Annotated in this window: 20 protein-coding genes and 1 pseudogene; 12 read left to right on the top strand and 9 right to left on the bottom strand. The window is 64.5% G+C overall.

The features are described 5' to 3' along the window. Positions 1–69: 69 nt before the first annotated feature. From K419_RS0100190 to treZ, 9 genes are all read right to left on the bottom strand, one after another. Complete coding sequence (locus K419_RS0100190; RefSeq protein ID WP_026839777.1) at positions 70–1,884, bottom strand: complex I subunit 5 family protein; 1,815 nt, start codon at positions 1,882–1,884, stop codon at positions 70–72. Beyond that, positions 1,881–2,225, bottom strand: coding sequence for an NADH-quinone oxidoreductase subunit K (locus tag K419_RS0100185; protein WP_026839776.1), 345 nt, complete (start codon positions 2,223–2,225; stop codon positions 1,881–1,883). Before K419_RS0100185 ends, K419_RS0100190 begins: the two co-directional genes overlap by 4 nt. Next, a complete protein-coding gene (locus K419_RS21395; protein ID WP_035496707.1) occupies positions 2,222–2,983 on the bottom strand; it encodes an MnhB domain-containing protein in 762 nt (253 codons plus the stop codon). The genes K419_RS0100185 and K419_RS21395 overlap by 4 nt, the downstream gene beginning before the upstream one ends. Continuing rightward, positions 2,980–3,222 carry a hydrogenase subunit MbhD domain-containing protein gene (locus K419_RS0100175; RefSeq protein ID WP_026839775.1) on the bottom strand — a complete coding sequence of 81 codons (243 nt, stop codon included), beginning with the start codon at positions 3,220–3,222 and terminating at the stop codon, positions 2,980–2,982. Before K419_RS0100175 ends, K419_RS21395 begins: the two co-directional genes overlap by 4 nt. 13 nt (positions 3,223–3,235) lie before the next feature. Next, complete coding sequence (locus tag K419_RS21390; RefSeq protein WP_035496706.1) at positions 3,236–3,595, bottom strand: monovalent cation/H(+) antiporter subunit G; 360 nt, start codon at positions 3,593–3,595, stop codon at positions 3,236–3,238. Then, the gene (locus K419_RS0100165; RefSeq protein WP_026839774.1) at positions 3,592–3,843 is read right to left on the bottom strand and encodes an MrpF/PhaF family protein; all 252 of its coding nucleotides are present in this window, start codon (positions 3,841–3,843) and stop codon (positions 3,592–3,594) included. Before K419_RS0100165 ends, K419_RS21390 begins: the two co-directional genes overlap by 4 nt. Continuing rightward, the gene (locus tag K419_RS0100160; protein ID WP_026839773.1) at positions 3,840–4,328 is read right to left on the bottom strand and encodes a Na+/H+ antiporter subunit E; all 489 of its coding nucleotides are present in this window, start codon (positions 4,326–4,328) and stop codon (positions 3,840–3,842) included. Before K419_RS0100160 ends, K419_RS0100165 begins: the two co-directional genes overlap by 4 nt. Positions 4,329–4,394: 66 nt before the next feature. Then, complete coding sequence (locus tag K419_RS0100155; RefSeq protein WP_026839772.1) at positions 4,395–6,431, bottom strand: amylo-alpha-1,6-glucosidase; 2,037 nt, start codon at positions 6,429–6,431, stop codon at positions 4,395–4,397. Next, positions 6,428–8,308: a malto-oligosyltrehalose trehalohydrolase gene (treZ, locus tag K419_RS0100150; RefSeq protein WP_026839771.1), complete on the bottom strand. Its 1,881-nt coding sequence runs from the start codon at positions 8,306–8,308 to the stop codon at positions 6,428–6,430. Before treZ ends, K419_RS0100155 begins: the two co-directional genes overlap by 4 nt. A 324-nt stretch (positions 8,309–8,632) precedes the next feature. Between treZ and K419_RS0100145 the strand changes: the two genes are divergently transcribed. From K419_RS0100145 to K419_RS0100095, 12 genes and pseudogenes are all read left to right on the top strand, one after another. Further along, the gene (locus tag K419_RS0100145) at positions 8,633–9,754 is read left to right on the top strand and encodes an NAD-dependent epimerase/dehydratase family protein (RefSeq protein WP_026839770.1); all 1,122 of its coding nucleotides are present in this window, start codon (positions 8,633–8,635) and stop codon (positions 9,752–9,754) included. Continuing rightward, positions 9,751–11,805 carry an NAD-dependent epimerase/dehydratase family protein gene (locus K419_RS0100140; protein ID WP_026839769.1) on the top strand — a complete coding sequence of 685 codons (2,055 nt, stop codon included), beginning with the start codon at positions 9,751–9,753 and terminating at the stop codon, positions 11,803–11,805. Before K419_RS0100145 ends, K419_RS0100140 begins: the two co-directional genes overlap by 4 nt. Beyond that, positions 11,805–11,975: pseudogene (locus K419_RS24485) on the top strand (L-iditol 2-dehydrogenase); the annotation flags it as partial. The gene K419_RS0100140 and the pseudogene K419_RS24485, both read left to right, overlap by 1 nt. A 55-nt stretch (positions 11,976–12,030) precedes the next feature. After that, on the top strand, positions 12,031–12,624 hold the full coding sequence (locus K419_RS21385) for a zinc-binding dehydrogenase (protein WP_226377599.1): 594 nt from the start codon (positions 12,031–12,033) through the stop codon (positions 12,622–12,624). A 12-nt stretch (positions 12,625–12,636) separates the two neighbouring features. Next, a complete protein-coding gene (locus K419_RS0100130) occupies positions 12,637–13,638 on the top strand; it encodes a Gfo/Idh/MocA family protein (RefSeq protein ID WP_026839768.1) in 1,002 nt (333 codons plus the stop codon). A 58-nt stretch (positions 13,639–13,696) separates the two neighbouring features. After that, positions 13,697–14,824 carry a glycosyltransferase family 4 protein gene (locus K419_RS0100125; RefSeq protein ID WP_026839767.1) on the top strand — a complete coding sequence of 376 codons (1,128 nt, stop codon included), beginning with the start codon at positions 13,697–13,699 and terminating at the stop codon, positions 14,822–14,824. Between the two features lie 26 nt (positions 14,825–14,850). Beyond that, on the top strand, positions 14,851–15,957 hold the full coding sequence (locus K419_RS0100120; RefSeq protein WP_026839766.1) for a CgeB family protein: 1,107 nt from the start codon (positions 14,851–14,853) through the stop codon (positions 15,955–15,957). 18 nt (positions 15,958–15,975) lie between these two features. Beyond that, positions 15,976–17,076, top strand: a complete 1,101-nt coding sequence (locus K419_RS24235; protein ID WP_026839765.1) for a CgeB family protein — start codon at positions 15,976–15,978, stop codon at positions 17,074–17,076. Further along, positions 17,073–18,128, top strand: a complete 1,056-nt coding sequence (locus tag K419_RS0100110; RefSeq protein ID WP_026839764.1) for a CgeB family protein — start codon at positions 17,073–17,075, stop codon at positions 18,126–18,128. Before K419_RS24235 ends, K419_RS0100110 begins: the two co-directional genes overlap by 4 nt. A gap of 115 nt (positions 18,129–18,243) precedes the next feature. Then, positions 18,244–19,017, top strand: coding sequence for a TIGR04290 family methyltransferase (locus tag K419_RS0100105; RefSeq protein ID WP_226377598.1), 774 nt, complete (start codon positions 18,244–18,246; stop codon positions 19,015–19,017). Between the two features lie 237 nt (positions 19,018–19,254). Continuing rightward, entirely contained in the window at positions 19,255–20,070 is an 816-nt protein-coding gene (locus K419_RS0100100) for a TOBE domain-containing protein (RefSeq protein ID WP_026839762.1), read from the top strand. A 119-nt stretch (positions 20,071–20,189) separates the two neighbouring features. After that, positions 20,190–21,038 carry a substrate-binding domain-containing protein gene (locus K419_RS0100095; protein ID WP_026839761.1) on the top strand — a complete coding sequence of 283 codons (849 nt, stop codon included), beginning with the start codon at positions 20,190–20,192 and terminating at the stop codon, positions 21,036–21,038. The last annotated feature ends 2 nt before the right edge of the window (positions 21,039–21,040 follow it).

The raw sequence follows: 21,040 nt of genomic DNA, 5'->3' as shown, positions 1-21,040 counted from the left end.
AACACCCTTGTTACAAGTTGATTATATTGAGTTGGTTTTTTTTAATCAACGCAAAAAGCCTCTGATAGCTCATTGCGACATTATGGCGAAAAGCGTCATGACTGCGGCCCCTGCCAGGAACCAGGCGGTGTAGTCCCCGATGTAACCGCTATGGAGCGATCTTAAGAGCGCTACCGGTCCTTCGAGTGCGCGCCGCAGGCCCCGCAGCGGCCTCACCGCGTCCGGAGGGATGAAAAAGAATCCCGCCACGGCGACAGCCGCCAGGGCAGCAGCCACTCCCATTGCCAAACCCGGTCGGTCGGGTTGCGGCAGCGCTGCCGCAGCGTAAGCCCCGCCCTTTAGCACCGTAGCGCGGTACCCTTTCCCATCCGCGAGCCTCGCAGCTCCTTCTGCAAGCGAACTCTGCAGCTGCGGCAAGGCTCCGGCCCCGACTGCGACCACAACCAATAGGACCAGGGGGAGGAGCATCATCCTCGGTGTCCCCCCTTTCTCCTCGAAAGCCTCAGGCTCTTCGTATTTACCCGAGGACGGGGCCGAACTGGAGAGGAAGTTGGCAGAGCCGACGCCGTAGAAGAGGCTTCCCCCTGCTCGCAGCACCACCCCGCCCGTTATGCCGGAACAGATCAGGAACAGGGGGGGGAGCCACCCGTAGCCGAGGCTCCCGGCGCTCTGCTCCAGCACTCCCTTCCCGGCCCAGGTCCCGAAGGGGGGGAGCCCGGCGAGCGCTACGCCGCAGAGGCAGAAGAGGGCGCCGGTCGCCTTCAGGGGGAGGCACTTGCCGCGCAGGGTTTCCTCGTCCACCGAATTGTAGTGGTAAAGGATGATCCCGGTGCAGACGAAGAGGGCCCCCTTGACCGCCCCGTGCCCGACCAGGTAGAGGAGGGTCCCGGCGAGGGCGGACGGGTCCATGAGGGCGATACCGGAGAGCATCATCCCGCTGTGGCTTACCGTGGAGAAGGCGAGCATCCGTTTCAGGTGCCGTTGCAGGAGTGCCATGACGGCTCCCAAAAGGGCCGTAGCCGCACCAGCCGACAGCAACAGGAGCCGCAAGGGGGCTGGGTCGAGCGCGTCGCTGAAGACGACCCAGTAGATGCGCGCCACCGCGTAGAGCCCCAGCTGCACCATGATGCCGGAGAAGAGGACGGAGGCGGGGGTAGGGGCGACGGCATGGGCGTCGGGAAGCCAGAAATGAAAGGGGACGATGGCCCCCTTCACCAGGAACCCCAGGCTTAACAGGACGAAGGCCGCAGCGACAGTTGCCCCTCCCGCTTTTCCCTCAAGGAACGCGCCGGCCCAGGCGAGGTTGAGCCCGCCGGTGATGCCGTAAAGGAGACCGATCCCGAAAAGGACCATCAAGCCGCCGATGCTGTTCATCACGGCGAAGTTGAGCGCTCCTTCCAAGGGGCCGCTGTCCTCGATCTTGTACCCGGTGAGCGCGTAGGCGGTGACCCCCATCAGCTCGAAGAAGACGAACATGTTGAAGAGGTCGCCGGTGAGGCAGAACCCCTGCATGGAGGCGAGGAAAAGGAGCATGAGCGTGTGATAGTAGGTGCCGACAGCCTTGAAACGGTGCCAGGAGTAGAGAAATCCCATGGCGGTGAGAAACGCCGCGAAAAGGGCGAGGAGGGCGGCGACCGGATCGACGACGAAGGCGATCCCTACGGGAAAGCCCTGCATCGGAGTCCAGGCGCCGAACCAGTAGACTACGGTGCCGGAGAAGGAGCGCTTCAAAAGGAGGAGGTCCAGGACCAGCACGGCCGCGACGGTGGCCAAAGAGAGGAGGTCGAGGATCCGGTGCCGGTTGGTGATGTGCTCCAGCGCCGCCAAAACCGCCGCCAAAAAAAGCGGAGCCAGAACGGGAAAGGGGGCGAGTTCCACGCTCATCCCCTCATGGGCGGGGTGCGCCTGGGGTCGAGCGTCCCGCTCTTCTTGAAGGCCTGCAGCGCGCAGGCGAGGATCAGGGCGGAGACGGCCGCTCCCACGACGATGTCGGTCATGGTCAGCGCCTGCACCACCGGATCGACCGGCCGCGAGCCGACCCGCACCTGGTCCAGTATGGGCGCGGTCCCCCCCTTGAGATACCCCAGGGAGAGGAGGAGCAGGTAGCCCGAAGACTGGGCCACGAAGAGGGAACTCACCAGGTGGATGCTGTTTTTCGTGGCGGAGACCCCGTAGAGCCCGACCAGGAGGAGCCAGAGCGCGACAAGGAACGGGAGCATGTTCATGAATGTTTCCCCTTTCGTATCAACAGTACCTGCCTCAGAAATGCCGAGATCACCAGGAGAAAGGCGGCGGTCACCTCGATCCCCACGGCGCAGTTCAAAAGCGGGAGGGTCCCTGCGGAGAAGGGTTCCCCCATGTTTCCCAGCGGCAGCACGTTTTGCAGGTAACGATGCCCCGTGAAGAGCGGGACCGTCCCGACGAGGAGGAACCCTGCCGCACCCGCGGCCTCGAACCGTGCCACGGTGTCGCCGGCCGCGACCTCAAGGAGGTCGCCGTACTCCCCGCTCAGATAGACGTAGTAGAAGGCGGTCGCCAGCAAAACGCCTCCCTGGAACCCGCCCCCCGGGGTGAGGTGCCCGTGCAGCACCACGTAGATCCCCAAAAGGAGCGTAAAAGGAAACATCAACAGGCCTAGCCCGAGGACGGCCGGCGCCGGTTCTATGCCGGCGCGGTCGCCGGCCTGGTCTTTCGGTTCCCGGAAGCGCTCCGATTCCTGCCGGCGCAAAAGAAGGAGGGCGCCTGCCACCGCTGCGAAGAGCATGAACTCCTCCCCCAGCGTATCGAAGCCGCGGTAGTCGAAGGTAACCGCCGCAACGCCCTGCTGGGCGTGCCGCATCCCCTGCATGCTTTCCAGCACCAGGGGGCCGTAGGCGCCGCAATAGGCGCCGAAATCCGGGAGCCCGGCGAAGGCTGCGCGAAGCGCCGCCGCGAAGGCCAGCGCCGAAACGAGGTAGAGCATGATGCGGAACCGTTCGCTCATTGCCTCCTCCCGGTGCGGGTCTTCGCCACCGTTATCAGCACCATGAGCGGAAAGGCGACGGCGCCGACCACCATCTCGGAGAGCGCCACGTCCGGCGCCTGGAGCAGGGTGAACAAAAGGCTCAGCAAAAGCCCGAAGAAGCCGACCACGATCGACTGCTCCAGCGGGTCCCGCACCGCCACCACCGCCCCTCCGGCTAACGCCACCATCACGAATGCCACCGTTAATAGCGGGTCCATGCGCTACTCCTTTTTAGGGGCCATCTTCCCCGTCCTTTTGCGCCTCCTCCTCCCGCTTTCCGTCCTCGGCCTCCTGCCGGGAGACCTGCCGCAGGTGGTAGGCGCGCGCCGCCGCGAAGGTGATGACCGGGTTCCCGATCAAGAGCACCAGGAGCACCAGCCCCGCCTTGACCGCGTTGGCTCCCGTTCCTTCCTCAAATGCTATGGCTGCCGTCACCAGCGCCCCCGCCAGGACGGCGGGGGGAGCCAGGTAGTGCAGCTTCACGTAGAACCCCTTCATCACCGCCAGGGCCAGGCAGCAGAAGGCGCAGATGAAAAGCGCCGGCAAAAGGAGCGCTACGGAAACGGGGCTTGCGGAGACGTCCGGGGTCACAGCCAGCGCTCCAGGAAGCGGATGTAGACGAGCCCGGAGGCAAAGGAGAGGGTCGCCAGCACCAGGGCGAGGTCGAAGTAGATGTCGCGGCCGTATCCCTCGGCCAGAAGGAGCAGCGTCAATACGGCCAGGATCTGCGCCATCTGCAGGGCGACGAAACGCTCCATGATCTCCCCCTTGCAGCAGAGCCAGCCGCAGGGGGCCATCAACAGGAGAAGGACCAATGCCGCAATCAGCCAGAGGTTCATGGGAGCTCCACGAAGAGCCGGTCGATTTTGGACAGCTCTTTCCCCACCAGTTGCCGGATCAGCACCCGCTTTTGCTCCCGGTCGACATAGACCAGGTAACTGTTCGGGGTGATGCAGACGCCGAAGGTCATCACGGCGCGGCGCGCCGACTCGTGGCGGTCATCGGGCCCGGGGAAAGGGTACTCGATGAGCTCCCCCTCCACGTTTTTCCCGGCCAGTTCCCGGCAAAGGGCTACCAGCAGCTGCCAGGTTTCGGTCAGCATGGCCACCGGCACGCGCCAAAGAAGCCAAAGCCAGCGCGGCTTGATGCGCAGGGGCTTTTTGAAGCGCTCCCGCAGCATGCTGACGAGAAAGAGGGTGACGGTCGCCGCGAAGGCGCCTGCCGCCAATTCGCTCCCGTCGGTTTTTCCCGCCATGAGAAGGTAGAGCCCCAGAAATAGGAGCCAGGCGCAGAGCGCGAACAAGATGCCGTCCTTAAAGAACATGCTTCCCCCTCAGGCCCGCTTTACCAGGTACTTGAGCGTCGGCCCCTGCACCAGGACCCGCCGCTCTCAGGGCGAGGTCTTAAGCCAGCACCTGAGCATCTCGGCGACGCTCCAGGCCTGGGCGATGCACCCCTTGGGGTGGTAGGGCTTTTCGGCGTCGAAGATCTCGCTGATGGAGCCTATGCACTGGTGGTTCATCTGGCGCGCCAGCCCGTCCAGGAAGCTGTGGGCGGTCTGGACCTGGTCGGGGTAGAGCTTAAGCCAGGAGTCTACGAAGGTGCCGATCAGCCAGGGCCAGACGGTCCCCTGGTGGTAAGCCGCGTCGCGGGCCCTCAGGTCGCCGTGGTAGGTCGGCTTGTAGTCGGGGTGGCCGGGGGCAAGCGTCCGGAGCCCGACCGGGGTGAGCAGCCTTGTTCTCACCGTCTCCAGCACCGCTGACCACTTGTCCCGCTCCAGCACCGAGTGGTCGAGCGAGATGGCGAAGAGCTGGTTGGGGCGGCAGGCGGCGTCGTCCCCCAGCTCGCCGTCCACCAGGTCGTAGAGGTAGCCGCCATCGGGGTACCAGAAGCGGCTGTTGAAGGAGCGGCAGGTCTGATCGGCAAAGGAGCCCAACTGGCGCGAGTAGGCCGGGTCGTTTTGCCCCGTCCACTGCTGCATCAGCCTGAGCGCGTTGTACCACAGGGCGTTCAGTTCCACCGCCTTCCCCCGGCGCGGGGTCACCACCCAGTCGCCGACCTTGGCGTCCATCCAGGTGAGCTGGTACCCCTCGGCCCCCTGCGTCAGGAGCCCGTCGCTTGGGTCCACCCTGATGCCGAAGCTGGTGCCGGAGAGGTGCTTGTCGATGATCTGCCGCAGCTGGGGCAGGATCAACTGCAGCGTCGCGTCGTCGCCGGTGTGCTGCAGATACCTGTTGACGGCGTGGAAGAACCAGAGGCTCGCGTCGGCGGTGTGGTAGAGCCCGTCGTTGTGCCCCTCCGGGAAGAGGTTCGGTATCAGCCCGTTTCTCACGTAGTGGGCGAAGGTCCTGAGGATCCATCCCGCCTCCATGTGGCGCCCGGTGGCGAGGGTGAGCCCCTCCAGCGAGATCATGGTGTCGCGCCCCCAGTCGGTGAACCAGTGGTAGCCGGCGATCACGGTGCAGACCTCGTCCCCCATGGCGTGGGCGCGCACGCTGTCCTTGTGCCTGCCGGCCGGGGTGATGATGAACTGGTCCGTGGCAAGGACGAGCTCTGCCGCGAGCCCCTGGCGGGCCCTGGGGTCCGCCGCGGCGAGGATAAGCCGGCGCCGCTCCCTTTCCATGGCGAGCGCCGCCTCGGGAGGGAGGGCGGCGAGCGTCTCCCAGGTTTCCGTGGAGGCGGTCAGCGCCGCCTCCTGATCCATCCCCAGGTCGACCGCGAAGTAGCCCGCCGTCCAGAGCGTTCCCAGGGCGTCGTAGCCCCGGGCGTTTTCCACGTCGTAGAAGATGTCGGTGCTCTGCTTTTCCTCCAGGGTAAAGTTGCCGCGTCCCCCGTTGATCACGAGCCTTAGCTGCGGCGCATGGCTCCCGGTGGAGATCTGGTAGCGGTTTTGCACCGCGGTGAACATGTACGGGTCGTCGGTCACCTGGTCCACCGAGGCGTCGTGAGGGCGGAACTGCAGATAGGGGTGCAGTTTGAGCCTCAGCTTCTGCTCGCCGGAGATAAGGCGGTAGATCAGGTGCAACGTGTTCTGCTTGTGCACCATGACGAGCTGCTTCTCGATCACGCTACCCATGACCTCGTAGCGCCAGACCGGGAGCCCGTCTTCCAGGCGGAACCCGGTCAGGTACTCGATCCCCTCGAAATCGAGCCCCCCCTCCCTCTGGTCGCCGCCGAAGCGGACCGTGCTCCCGTCGGGGAAGCGGATCGACTCGGTGAGCCGGTTCAGCATCACCATGCGCCCAAGCGGCGAGGGAAAGGCTGCGATGAGAAGCCCGTGGTAGCGCCGGGTGAGGGCGCCGCAGACGGTGCCGGAGGCGTAGCCTCCCAGGCCGTTGGTGAGAAGCCACTCCTGCTCCAGGAGCTGCCGCGTCTTGGTCTTCTCGTCATGCCGGTCGAAATGGAAGTCGCGTGTCACTGTGGTCATGGCTCTTCTCCCTGGCGGACCGGAATCAGCACCACCGCCGCGTTCCCCTGTATGCGCCAAAATTTCTCCGTGTCGAGCTTCGGCGTTCCCGAGCCGCCGAATTCCAGCTTCTCGCTGGTCCAGAGGATCTCCCAGTCGCATCCCTCCGGCGGCGCCAGCATAGGCTCCGGGATCGGCACCAGGTGCAGCTCGCGCCCCAGGTTGATCAGGAGCAGGCGCTGCTCCCCCTCCAGGAAATAGCGGAGCAAAAAGGCGCTCGCCCCCAGCACCGCCCCCTCGATATGGCAGGCGTAGCCGCGGCTGAAGACCCGGTCCTCGCGCCGCAGCCGGATCAGGTCGCGGTAGAGCGCGTAGGTCTTCGCGTGCCGCTCGCGCTCCTTTAAGTGGAGCCGCGACTGCTTGAAGGTCTCCACCTCGTACGGCTTGTCTATCGAGTCGATGATCTCGGGGGCGTCTATGTTGGTGAACTGCTTCAGGTACTCGATGCGGCCGGCGTGCACCGCCTGCGAGATCTCCGGGCTCAGGTCCGCGAAGTACATAAATGGAGAGCTTGCGGAAAACTCCTGCCCCTGGAAGATCATCGGGGTCTGCGGGGCGAGCATCAGGAACGCCGTCATGGTCCGGAGCGCCGCAGGGTTCGTGAGCCGGTCGATCCTCATCCCCCAGGCGGAGTTGCCGATCTGGTCGTGGTTTTGGATGTAGTTGACGAAGCAGGCAGGGCTCACGCCGATGGTTGGGGAGCCGCGCCTTTTCCCCTGCCAGAAGTAGAACTGCCCCTGGTACAGGTAGCCCCACTTGGCAGCCGAGGCCAGCTCCTGCGGCGAGCCGAAGTATTCCGAGTAGTAGGCGTCGTGGTAGCCGGTGAGCGCCACGTAGGCGCTGTGGTGGAAGTCGTCGTTCCAGACCGCGTCCATGCCGAAGCCGCCGGCTTCCTTATCGCGCAGGCAGCGCGCGTCCTGGTTCTCGCTCTCGGCCACTAGTAAGATGGCGCGCTTGCCGGCGGCTATCCGCGCCTTTTCGGTGATCTCCCCCAGGACGTGGATGGGGGAGTCGTCGTGAATGGCGTGGGTGGCGTCGAAGCGCAGGCCGTCCAGGTGGAACTCGTCGATCCAGTAGGCGGCGTTGCTGGCGAAGAACTCCCTTACCGGGCGGCTGCGCCTGCCGTCGAAGTTCATCGCCTTGCCCCATTCGCCGTCCTCTTCCGCGTAGTAGTACTGGGAGAACTGGGCCAGGTAGTTCCCTTCCGGGCCGAAGTGGTTGTAGACCACGTCCAGCAACACCCCGAGCCCCAGGCGGTGGGCCTTGTCCACGAAGCTGCGCATGTCGTCGGGCTCGCCGTAAAGCCTCGCGGGGGCGAAGTGGTTCACCCCGTCGTACCCCCAGCCGAACCTGCCGGGGAAATCCGCCACCGGCATCACCTCTACCAGGGTGATCCCCAACTCCTTCAGTTCCTGGAGCTGGTCCGCCGCCGCCCGCCAACTCCCTTCCTGGGTATAGGTCCCCAGGTGCATCTCGTAGATCACGTGCCCCTCGCGCACGACCCCGGGCCATTCGCCATCGCTCCACCTGTATTTGGAAGGGTCGACCACCCGCGAGGGGCCGTGCGGACCGTCGGGCTGGAAGCGCGAGGCGGGATCGGGGTGGAGGTTTCCTGCCTCGTCCAGCCGATAGCGGTACAACGACCCCGCCCGCGCCTCGCGGCTTAATCCGGCAAAAAAACCTTCCTCCTCCGATTCCAGCTCCACCGAACTCCCCTGGCCTGCCCCTCCCTCCAGCACCACCTCCACCTTCCTGTGCGCCGGGGCCCAAACTCGGAAGTGGACACCTTCCGGGACAATCTCCGCTCCCATGGGCAGCCGTCTTTGCAGCGCAGCCATCGCTACCTCCGGTCTTATTAAAATTAACAGGCTCTAAAAATAACATAGTTCGCAAATTTTAAAACCGCACCTGCCGGTTTCTTGTCGTTCATCCAAGACTTTCATGAACTTTGAAGCGGCTTCGAAGCGGAAGACCGCGAGAAGATAGGGTGGCGCTGCCAATATCTGCCAAGTTATTGGGTGATTTTGCATTAACAGCAGCAAAAAACGTTTGACATGAAAAGTCACACTGCTAGTATTGGCTTCTATTAATTTAAAGCGATTAACTTGGTGCTAATTAGATAAATGGCCTGCAGCATATCCCGTCAAGCCAAGGAGGGCCTTATGGCAGGGAGCGTTCTAATCACGGGGGGAGCCGGATTCATTGGATCTCACCTGGCAGATGAGCTTCTTCGTCACGGTTACCGCGTCCGCGTTCTGGACAGCCTCGTGCCGCAGGTGCATGGACCGGACGGGAGGCGACCCGGCTACCTGGATCCGGAGGTCGAGCTGATCAAGGGGGACGTGCGGGACGCGTCCGCGGTGCAGAGGGCGCTTGCCGGGACCGAGGCGGTCTTCCACCTGGCCTCCATGGTGGGCGTCGGCCAGAGCATGTACGAGATCGAGCAGTACACCTCCGTCAACAACTGCGGGACTGCGGTGCTCCTGGAGGCGATGGCCCACGCCAAGGGGCATCGCAAGCTGATCGTCGCCTCAAGCATGAGCATCTACGGCGAGGGGCGCTACCTGGACGCCGACGGGCTTTGCTACGACGACGTCCGGCGTCCCTTGGAGCAGTTGCAGCGGGGGCGCTGGGAGCCGTTCAACCGCAGGAGCGAGCCGCTGCGCCCGGTGGCAACCCCTGAGGACAAGTCGCCGTCGCTCGCCTCGGTCTACGCCCTATCCAAGTACGACCAGGAGCGGATGGCGCTCATCGTCGGGGAGTGTTACCGCATACCGGTGATCGCCCTGCGCTTTTTCAACGTCTACGGCACCAGGCAGGCGCTCTCCAACCCCTACACCGGGGTGCTCGCCATCTTCGCCTCCAGGCTCATGAACGGCAACCCGCCGCGCATCTACGAGGACGGGCTGCAGCAGCGGGACTTCGTCAGCGTGCACGACGTGGTTTCGGCCTGCCGGCTCGCGCTCCAGGTGGACCAGCAGCAGGCGCAGCTCTTCAACATCGGCAGCGGGGCCAATGTCAGCGTCCTCGAGCTGCTGCAGCGCTTCCGCCGGGTGCTCAACTGCGACGGGATCGAGCCGGAGATCACCGGCAACTACCGGGCCGGCGACATCAGGCACTGCTTCGCCGACATAAGCTCCGCCCGCTCCATCCTGGGATACGCCCCGAGGGTCTCCTTCGACGATGGGCTTGCCGAACTGGCCGGCTGGCTGGAAGGGGAGGTGGCGATCGACCGCGTCTCCGAGGCGCATGCCGAACTCACCCAGCGGGGGTTGACGCTATGAGAAGGGCGAGCAGCGAAGCGGTACCGGGAGACTTCGGCATAGTGGAGTGGTTCCGGCCGGGCGAGCGGGAACGGGTGGAACGGGTCCTTTGCGACATGAAGGCGATCGGCGCCAAGAGCCTGCGGACCGGGATCTCCTGGGCGGACTGGTACACGAGCGAGGGGAAGAGTTGGTACGACTGGCTCATCCCGCGGCTGGCGCGGGAGGTGGAGCTGCTCCCTTGCGTGCTTTACACCCCCCCCTCCATCGGGATCGAGGCGAAGAGCTCTTCCCCCCCGCGTCGTCCCAAGGATTACGCCGACTTCATCGACCTTTTCATCACCGCCTTCGGGGAGCATTTCGAGTACCTGGAGCTCTGGAACGAGCCTAACAACCTGAGCGAGTGGGACTGGACCCTGGACCCGCACTGGAGCTCCTTCGGGGAGATGATCGGCGGGGCGGCCTACTGGGCCAGAAAGCGCGGCAAGAAGACCGTCCTCGGGGGGATGAGCCCCATCGACGGCCACTGGCTCTGCCGGATGTTCGAGCTGGGGGTGATGGATTACATCGACGTGGTGGGGATCCACGGCTTCCCGGACATCTTCGATTACACCTGGAAGGGGTGGCAGCGCAACATCGCCATGGTGCGGGAGATCCTCGACGAGAGGGGGTGCGCCTGCGAGATCTGGGTCACCGAGGCGGGCTTCTCCACCTGGCAGCACGACGAGTTCAAGCAGGCCAAGGTCTTCCTCGATTTCCTAGCCGCCCCGGCGCAGCGTGTCTACTGGTACGGCGTGGACGATCTCGATCCGTCTCTTTGCGCGGTGGACCGCTACCATCTGGACGAGCGCGAGTACTATTTCGGCTTGAGGAAGGCGGACGCAACGCCCAAGCTCCTCTACCGCCTGCTCCAGGAGGGTACGCTTTCCTCCCTGAAGCGGGTGGTAGCCGCGGGGAGCGCCGCAAGGGCAGACAGTGGCGGGACCGATAAGGCGGTGCTCGTCACCGGTGGGGCCGGGTTCATCGGGACCAACCTGGTGCAGCACCTGGTGGCGCAGGGGGAGAGGGTGATCCTCTACGACAACCTCTCCCGCGCAGGGGTCGAGAAGAACCTCCTCTGGCTCATGGACAACTGCGGCGAAAGGCTGCAGGTGGTGATAGGGGACACCCGCAACTCTCTGCTTCTGGAGCAGGCGGTAAGTGAGGCGAAACAGGTCTTCCACTTCGCGGCCCAGGTAGCGGTCACCACCAGTATCGACAACCCCGCCAACGACTTCGCCATCAACGCCCAGGGGACCTTCTCGCTCCTGGAGGCGATCCGCAAGGCGAAGACCCCTCCCTCGCTTCTCTACACCTCCACCAACAAGGTGTACGGTGCCATCGAGGGGTGCGGCGTCCGGAAAAACGGGGTGCGCTACGAGCCGCTCGACCCGCAGCTCCGCTCCCACGGGCTGGGAGAGGGGACCCCGCTCGATTTCCTGAGCCCCTACGGCTGCTCCAAGGGATGCGCCGACCAATACGTCCTGGACTACGCCCGCAGCTTCGGCATCGACGCCGCGGTCTTCCGGATGAGCTGCATCTACGGCCCGCACCAGTACGGCAACGAGGACCAGGGGTGGGTGGCGCACTTCGCCATACAGACCATGAAGGGGGAGCCCATCACCCTCTACGGGGACGGCTGCCAGATCCGGGATCTCCTCTTCGTTGAGGACCTGGTGGACGCCATGTGCCGGGCGCGGGACATCATGCCGCGCATAGCGGGGCAGGCCTTCAACATCGGCGGCGGCCCCGCCCGCACCATAAGCCTCTTGGAACTTTTGGATCTTTTGGGCGATCTGCACGGCACCCTTCCCACCATACTGCGCGACGACTGGCGCACCGGGGACCAGAGGTACTACGTCTCCGACACCAGGAAGTTCTGCAAGGCGACCGGATGGACGCCGCGGCACTCGGTCGCCGAGGGGGTGCGCAGGCTGTACGACTGGCTCCTGGAAACGATGCACTCGCCGGCGCGCGGCGCCGGGAGCTTCGACAAGCAAAGGTACCCGGCGACGGGTGCGGAGGCGATCTGATGAGCGATGTGATGGAGGCTGCGGTGATCACCGGTCCGGGGCGGTCGCGGGTAGAACTGGTGGCGCGCCCTGCGGCCGGCAGGGGGGAAGTTGTTGTGCGGGTGGAGGGTTGCGGCGTCTGCGCCTCCAATCTCCCGCTTTGGCAGGGAAGGTCCTGGTTCGACTATCCCGCGCAGCCCGGCTTCCCCGGGCACGAGGGGTGGGGGAGGGTGCATCGGCTGCGCCATGAACGTCTTCAGGCGCAGCGCCATCGAGCCGGGGCAGACGGTTGCGGTGATCGGCGCCGGATTCTTGGGCGCCATCTTCATTTCGCTCGCCGCGGCCCGGGGCGCGAGGGTGATAGCGCTCTCCCGCCGGGGGTACGCGCTGGAATCAGCCAGGCGCTGCGGCGCATCGGAGACCGTGCCGCTGGACGATCGTCAAAAGGTCCTGGACCGGGTCCGGGAGCTTACCGCGGGCAAAGGGTGCGACCGGGTCATCGAGGCGACCGGGTACCAGTGGCCGCTCGACGTCGCCGGCGAACTGGTGCGCGAGCGTGGGAAGATCGTCATCGCCGGGTTCCACCAGGACGGCATGCGCCAGGTGAACGTCCAGCTCTGGAACTGGAAGGGGGTGGACGTGATCAACGCCCACGAGCGCGACCCCAAGGTGTACCTGGAGGGGATGCTGGCCGGCATCGAGGCCGTCGATGCCGGCCTTTTTGCCCTCGACGAGCTGATCACCCACACCTATGCGCTGGAGCAGCTGGGGGAAGCGTACCGGGCGCTGGACCAGCGGCCGGACGGCTTCCTGAAAGGGATCATCCGGATCGATCATTAAAAAGGGGAAGCAATGAAGAAAAAGCAACCACTCCCTAGAATAGGTTTCCTGGGGACCGGCTGGATCGGTCGCCATCGCCTGAAGGCGATACTGGAAAGTAGAGAAGCCGAAGTAGCATGCATCGCCGACGTCTGCCGGGAAAACGCCAGCGACGCGGCAAAGCTCGCCCCCGGCGCCTTGGTGGTCGACTCGCTGGACGCGCTTCTTGAGCTTGGGCTCGACGCGGTGGTGATAGCCACACCCAGCGCCGGGCACTGCTCCCAGGCGGTAAGGGCGCTGGAGGCGGGGCTCTCGGTATTTTGCCAGAAGCCTCTGGGCAGGAGTGCCTACGAGGCGCAGATGGTGGTGAACTCGGCCCGGGCGGCCAACCGCCTCTTGGGCGTCGACTTCTCCTACCGTTTCACCGATGCCGTCCAAAAGATGCACCAACTGGTCAGCTCCGGCGAACTCGGCGAAGTCTACGCCGCCGACCTCGTCTTCCATAACGCCTACGGCCCGGACAAGGCATGGTTTTACGACGCCGAACTTTCGGGCGGGGGGTGCCTTATGGATCTCGGGAGCCACCTGGTCGATCTCGCCCTCTGGTTTTTCGACTACCCCCAGGTTCGCAGCGTCTCCAGCTCCATCTTCTCGGGTGGCCAGAGGCTCAAAGGGGGATCCGGCAAGGTCGAGGACTACGCCGTCGTCTCGCTGGTGCTGGAAAACGGGCACGCGGTGCGGGTGGCCTGCTCCTGGAACGTTTCCGCGGGGCGGGACGCGGTGATCGAGTCGAGCTTCTACGGGACCCAGGGAGGGGTCGCTTTCCGGAACGTCCAAGGCTCCTTCTACGACTTCGTCGCCGAGCATTTCCGCGGCACCAGCGCAGAGACCATCGCCACCCCGCCGGACGACTGGGGGGGGAGGTGCGCCGTGGACTGGGTGCGTCAGTTGAGGACCGGGGGAGGGAGCTACAACCCCCAGGCGGAAAACCTGGTCCAGGTGGCGGCGGTTTTGGACGCGGCCTACGGCAGGTAGCCGCTTGAGTCCCCGCCCCCGGAGGGGGAGGAGAGAGAGGAGGAGGACGGCAGTTGCCATGACCGGGACGGATTACAAAAAAGGGTGCGACGAGGGGGGCGTCTCGGCTCCGCCCCGACTGATCCTGATGACCGCGGATCCCATCGGCGGCGTCTGGACCTACGTGCTGGAGCTTGCGCGCGGCCTTTCCGTGTTCGGGGTGGAGGTGGCTCTCGCCACCATGGGGCAGCCACTTTCCCGGGAGCAGCGGCGCGAGGTGGCGGACGAAGGGAACGTTACCCTGTATGAAAGCGGCTACCGGCTGGAGTGGATGGACGACCCCTGGGCCGACGTGGAGCGAAGCGGGGCCTGGCTCCTGGAACTGGAGGACCGCCTGCGCCCGGACCTGGTGCACCTCAACGGCTACGCCCACGCCGCGCTCCCATGGCAGAGCCCCTGCCTCGTGGTCGCCCACTCCTGCCTCCTCTCCTGGTGGCAGGCGGTGCGGCGGGAGGATCTTCCCTCCAGGTATCAGCAATACCGGCAGCGGGTGGCGCAGGGACTCGCCGCCGCCGACCTCGTCGCGGCCCCTTCGGCCGCCATGCTTCAGAACATCCAGAAGCTGTACCTCCCCCTTCCCGAGGGGAGGGTGGTTCATAACGCCCGCAGCCGCACCAGGTTCCGCCCCGGCCATAAGCAGGATTTCATCCTCTCGGTAGGGAGGGTCTGGGACGAGGCGAAGAACATCGGCGCCCTGGTAAAAAACGCCTACGACCTCCCCTGGCCGGTGTACGTCGCAGGCGAGATCAACCACCCCGGCGGGGGGAGCGTGACCATGGACGGGGTGAACCGGCTCGGTTTCCTATCCCCCGACGAGCTGGCCCCCTGGTACGCGGCGGCCTCGGTCTACGCGCTGCCGGCGCGCTACGAGCCTTTCGGCCTCACCGTGCTGGAGGCGGCGCTTTCGGGCTGCGCCCTCGTGCTTGGCGACATCCCGAGCCTGCGCGAACTGTGGGACAGCGCCGCGATCTTCGTGGACCCTGATTCCCCCGACCTGCTCCAGGAGGAACTCTGCCGGCTCTGCGCCGACCGCGCAAGGCAGGAGAGCCTGGGGAACAAGGCTCTGGCGCAAAGCCGCAAATTCACCGCAGCCAAGATGGTGGCGGGTTACCTGTCGCTGTACCGCCAGTTGTGCCGGGTAAGCTGACCTTCCCCCACCCAGAGGATTGCCCGATGCGTGTCGTCATGTTTTATCACTCCCTGGTCTCGGACTGGAACCACGGCAACGCCCACTTCCTGCGCGGGGTCGCGACCGAATTGGGGCGGAGAGGGCACGAGGTCCGCGTCTACGAACCCAGGAACGGTTGGAGCTACAGCAACCTTTTGCGCGAAAAAGGGGTGAACGCCCTGCGGCGCTTCGAGGAGGTGTATCCCGGCCTTTCGGGGATACCTTACGAGCTCGATCAGCTCGACCTCGATAAGGCGCTTGCCGGGGCGGATCTCGTCATCGTGCACGAATGGAACGAGCACGAGCTGGTGCAAAGGATCGGAGAGCACCGCAAATTAAAGGGGAACTACCGCCTGCTCTTTCACGACACCCATCACCGCTCGGTCACCGACGCCGGCGCCATGGACGCCTACGACCTCTCCGGCTTCGACGGCGTTTTGGCCTACGGCGGCAGGATCAGGGAGATCTACCTGCAAAAGGGGTGGGCGGAACGGGTCTGGATCTGGCACGAGGCCGCCGACGTCCGGGTCTTTCGACCTGTCGAGGGAGCGCGGAAGGCGGGGGACGTGGTCTGGATCGGCAACTGGGGGGACGACGAGAGGAGCGAAGAAATCCGCGAGTTCTTCGTGGAACCGGTGCGGCGGCTCGGGCTGAAGGCGGCGGTGTACGGGGTCCGCTACCCGAAGTCCGCGCTGAAACTTTTGCAGGAAGCGGGGATCGGCTATGGCGGCTGGCTCCCCAACTTCGAGGTTCCGAGGGTCTTCAGCAGCTTCCGGCTCACCGTCCACATCCCGCGTCGCCCCTACGCCACGGCGCTCCCGGGGATCCCGACCATCCGCCCCTTCGAGGCGCTGGCCTGCGGCATCCCGCTCATTTCGGCCCCCTGGGACGACTGCGACGCGCTCTTTTCCCCCGACCGCGATTTCGTCTACGCCGGCAGCGGCGGCGAGATGCAGCGGCAGATGCGCGCCTTGCTGGACGATACCGCCCGCGCCGGCCGGTTGGCCTGCCACGGCCGCGGCACCATCCTGGCGCGGCACACCTGCGGCCACCGCATAGACGAGCTTTTGCAGATCTGCAGGGAGTTGGGGCTTCCCGCAGATGAATCATGAACTAGAAAAGGAATGACAATGGGCGCACCACTATCCATCGCCTTCTTCGCATCGAGTCTCGTTTCCGCCTACTGGAACGGCGCCGCCACCTATTACCGCGGCATGGTCAGGGCCCTGGCAGGGCTTGGGCACCGCATCGTCTTTTACGAACCGGACGCCTACGAACGGCAGTCGCACCGGGATATGGAGGACCCCGACTGGGCCACGGTGGTGGTCTACCCGGCTACCAAGCCGGGGGTGATGCGCTCTCTGGAGGCGGCGAAAGGGGCGGACCTGGTCATCAAGGCGAGCGGCGTCGGCGTCTTCGACGAGCTCTTGGAGCGCGAGGTGCTGCGGCTCAAGGGGGAGGAGACCCAGGTCGTCTTCTGGGACGTCGACGCGCCTGCCACCCTGGACCGTATCGCCGAAAACCCGGACGATCCCTTCCGCGCGCTTATCCCCCAGTACGACCTCGTCCTCACCTATGGCGGCGGCGACCCCATCGTGCGCCGCTACAAAAGCTTCGGCGCCAGCAGCTGCATCCCCATCTACAACGCGCTCGACCCGGATACCCACTACCCGGTGCACCCCGAGCCGCGCCTGGAGGCGGACCTCTCCTTTCTGGGGAACCGGCTCCCCGACCGGGAGCGGCGGGTCGACGAATTCTTCCTCGCCGTGGCGAAGCGTCTGCCGGAGCGCCGCTTCCTTCTGGCCGGAAGCGGCTGGGACGACAAGGAGAGGTCCGGCAACGTGAAGTACCTGGGGCATCTGGGGACCGCCGACCATAACGCCTTCAACTGCAGCCCCATGGCGATACTGAACGTGAGCCGCGACGGCATGGCGAGAAACGGCTTCTCGCCAGCCACCCGCGTCTTCGAGGCAGCCGGCGCCGGCGCCTGCATGATCACCGACCAGTGGGAAGGGGTGGAGCAGTTCTTCGAGCCGGAGCGCGAGATCTACGTCGCCGCCAGCGGCGACTTGGTGGCGGAGATCCTGGACCGCCTCACTCCGGCGCTGGCCACGGCGGTCGGTTCGCGGGCCCTGACCCGGGTGCGGGCGCAGCATACCTACGCCCACCGCGCCCGGCAGTTCCAGGAGATCTTTTCAGCCGGGAAGCCGTCTGCCGGGGGGATGCCATGAAGATCGTAATCTTCGGCCTTTCGATCACCTCGTCCTGGGGCAACGGCCACGCCACCACCTACCGCGGCCTTCTGCGCGAGATGGACCGGCGCGGCCACGAGGTGCTGTTTTTCGAGCGCGACGCCAAGTGGTACGCCGCCAATCGCGACCTCCCCGAGCCCTCCTTTTGCAACACCATACTCTACGATTCGCTGGAAACGCTCCTGGGAGAGTACGGCCCGGAGATCTGCGACGCCGATTGCGTCATCGTCGGCTCGTACGTGTACCGGGGGATCGAGGTCGGAACGTGGGTGACGAAAAACGCCAAGGGGATCACGGCATTCTACGACATCGACACCCCGGTCACGCTCGCCTCCCTGGCCAAAGGGGAGTGCAAATACCTGAACCGGGAGCTGGTCCCGCACTACGACCTCTACCTCTCCTTCACCGGGGGACCGACCCTGGACCAGATAGAGCGCCAATTCGGCTCCCCGGCGGCCCGTGCCCTTTACTGCTCGGTCGACCCGCAGGTGCATTACCCGATGCAGATCACGCCGCGCTGGGACCTGGGATACCTGGGGACCTACAGCCCCGACCGGCAGCCAGGCCTTGAGGAGCTTCTGAGCCGGCCGGCGCGCTCCTGGAAGAAAGGGCGCTTCGTGGTCGCCGGAGCGCAGTACCCCGCCGACGTGGCCTGGTCCGAAAACACGCACCGCATCGAGCACCTCCCGCCGGAGTGCCACAGCGAGTTTTACAGCTCGCAGCGGTTCACCCTGAACCTGACCCGGAAGCAGATGCTTCTCGCCGGATACTCCCCAAGCGTCAGGCTTTTCGAGGCGGCGTCCTGCGCGGTGCCGGTGGTGAGCGACCAGTGGCCCGGCCTGGACCATTTCTTCGTGCCGGGCGAGGAGATACTGCTCGCCTCCGATTCCCAGCAGATGCTCCGCATCCTGCAGCGCTTCCCGGAAAACGAGCGGCGGGCCATCGGAGAGCGCGCGCGTCAAAGGGTGCTCCGCTCCCATTCCGCCGCCTGCAGGGCGGAAGAGCTGGAGGAGTATCTGACCGCCAGGTGACCTCTTCAATGTGCGATGGGGAGGCGGAACAGCGAAGGCGAAAAGGTAAAGTGACCATGTCGGCAGCTGCATCAATCAGTGAAATGGATGGTACCAAGGTATGCCCGAAACCAAGATGAGATCTATCGACGACGACATAAGGGAACTTTCTCCCTGGTTCCACAACCTGCACCTCCCCGACGGGAGCGAGACCGCGCCGGACCACTTCCTTGGGGATTTCCCCAGCTTCAAGTGGCTCGAAATCGCCTCCAGCATCCCGGACGACCTCACCGGCTGGAGTGCGCTCGATATCGGCTGCAACGCCGGTTTCTACAGTTTCGAGCTGGCGCGGCGGGGGGCGCGGGTTCTCGGTATCGACTGCGACCCGCACTACCTGGACCAGGCGCGCTGGGCGGCCGGGCAGTACGGGCTGGAGGATCTGGTGGATTTCCGCCAGATGCAGGTCTACGACCTGGCGCGCCTCACCGGCAAATTCGACCTCGTGCTCTTCATGGGGGTCTTCTACCATCTGCGCTACCCCATGCTGGCGCTCGACATCGTGGCCCAAAAGAGCGCAGGGATGATGCTGTTCCAGACCGTCACCCTGCCGGGGCGCGAGGTGGCGGGGCAGTCTGATTTCCTGCTCAACGAGAGGGATGCCTTGCTGGAAAAAGGGTGGCCGAAGCTCGCCTTCATCGAAGACCGTTTCGCCGGCGACCCGACCAACTGGTGGATTGCCAATCATGCCGGCGTGGAGGCTCTGCTGCGCTCGGCCGGCATGCGCATCACCGGCCACCCCGGCGACGAGGTCTACCTCTGCGAGCCCGACCCGGAAAAGCCGTCCTGCATGGCCACCTGGAACCGGGCCGAATACCTCTCCGCCACACAGGCAGAAAAGGAAGACCTCTGACATATCTCGCAATTCTCTGTCTCTAAAGTTTTCAACTTCACATATTTCCCTATCGGTTATACTCAATGCACGTTCTTATTCCTTATCCAACTGGCATGAAGTTCCATGAAAGGCGCGTATACGTGCTTTCTTTCGCCATATAGGTTATGCTATAACGACGTTGTATACGGTTAGCCGGGCATTGGTCCGGCCCCAGTGACAGGTTATTCTGACCGTGAAGGCACGACGAGGTGCGATTTGAGCCGGAAGAAGCAGGGCGGCATGGAACTCGACGGTTCCCTCTGGTTTCAAAAGGACGAGCAGAAATTCCTCGGCGGGGACCGGATCGCCCTCTTGAAAAGCATCGACGAGGTCGGCTCCATCACCAAGGCGGCCAAGGCGGTGGGCATCAGCTACAAGAACGCCTGGGACCTGGTCAACATGATCAACAATCTCGCCGACCAGCCGCTGGTAGAGCGGGTGGCCGGGGGAAAGGGTGGGGGCGGAACCACCCTCACCAGATATGGCAAAGAGGTGGTTAGACAGTACGGCGTACTCCAGGAGGAGCACAGGAAATTCCTGGAGAATCTAGAGGGGAGGCTCGGGGACACCGCAAGCCTCTACCGGCTTTTGAGGAGAATATCCATGAAAGTTAGTGCCCGTAACGTCCTGGCAGGAACGGTAACGAAGATCATCAAGGGGGCCGTCAACTCGGAGGTTGCCCTTTCCCTTACCGGCGGCGGCACGCCGCTCATCGCGGTCGTCACCAACGCAGCCGTCGAGAACCTTGCCCTTAAAGAGGGCGCAAGCGCCTACGCCATCATCAAGGCCAGCTCGGTGCTGGTGGGGAGCGACCTGCACGGCGCCAAGATCAGCGCGCGCAACGTCATGTGCGGCACGGTCGCCAAAATCATCGAAGGGCCCGTGTCCAGCGAGGTCGACGTGGAAGTGGGCGGCGGCAACACCATCAGCGCCGTCATCACCCACGGCAGTTCCGACAACCTCGGGCTCAAGGTCGGGGGGCATGCCTGCACCCTCTTCAAGGCCTCCAGCGTCATCCTCGGCGTCAGCTAAGAACAGGCGGAAGGGAACGGACCTCGTCTGTTCCCTTTTTACTGGCTCGTCGTTATATCACCTGCGCTACAGCGCAGCCAAATGCAGAAACAGAAATGTCGACAAAAAGGAGAAAGTTTATGAAGCGTTTCGCCAAGATGATGTCCCTGTTCGCCGTACTCTTCGTGCTCACCGCCGTAGCCTCGGTCCCCTCCGGATGGGCCGCCGAAAAGACGGTGATTCTCGCCACCACCACCAGCACCCAGGATTCGGGGCTTCTGGACGTGCTGCTTCCCATGTTCGAGAAGCAGACCGGCCACTTCGTCAAGACCATTTCCGTCGGCAGCGGCCAGGCCATGAAGATGGGCGAGAAGGGGGAGGCCGACGTGCTGCTGGTCCACTCGCCTGAAGCTGAAAAGGCGTTCATGGCTGGCGGGTTCGGCGTGAACAGGAAGCTCGTCATGCACAACGACTTCATCCTCCTGGGACCTGCCGGCGACCCGGCGAAGATCCGCGGCGCCAAGACCGCAGCCGACGCCCTCAAGGCGATCGCTGCTTCCAATGCGCTCTTCCTCTCCAGGGGCGACAATTCCGGAACCCACGCCAAAGAGAAAGGCCTTTTCAAGGCGGCGGGGATGAATCCCGAAGGGCAGAAATGGTTCCAGCAGACCGGCCTCGGCATGGGCGAAACCCTGAACGTCGCCGCCGAGAAGAAGGGGTACCTCCTGGCCGACCGCGGCACCTACCTGGCGCTCAACAAGAAGGCGCACCTGGGACTCGAGATCATGGTGCAGGGCGAGCCGAAGCTCCTCAACATCTACCACGTCATCGAAGTGAACCCCGCGAAGTGGCCCAAGGTGAACAGCGCAGGGGCGAAGGCTTTCTCCGACTTCATCGTCTCCAGAAAAGCCCAGGACGTCATCAGCACCTTCGGCAAAAAGCAGTTCGGTTCCCCGCTCTTCTTCGCCGATGCCGGCAAGCCAGAGTAATT

The sequence above is a fragment of the Citrifermentans bremense R1 genome (genome assembly GCF_000426865.1).
Classification (GTDB): Bacteria; Desulfobacterota; Desulfuromonadia; order Geobacterales; family Geobacteraceae; genus Geomonas; species Geomonas bremensis.
This window is presented reverse-complemented; position numbering and strand designations above follow the sequence as displayed.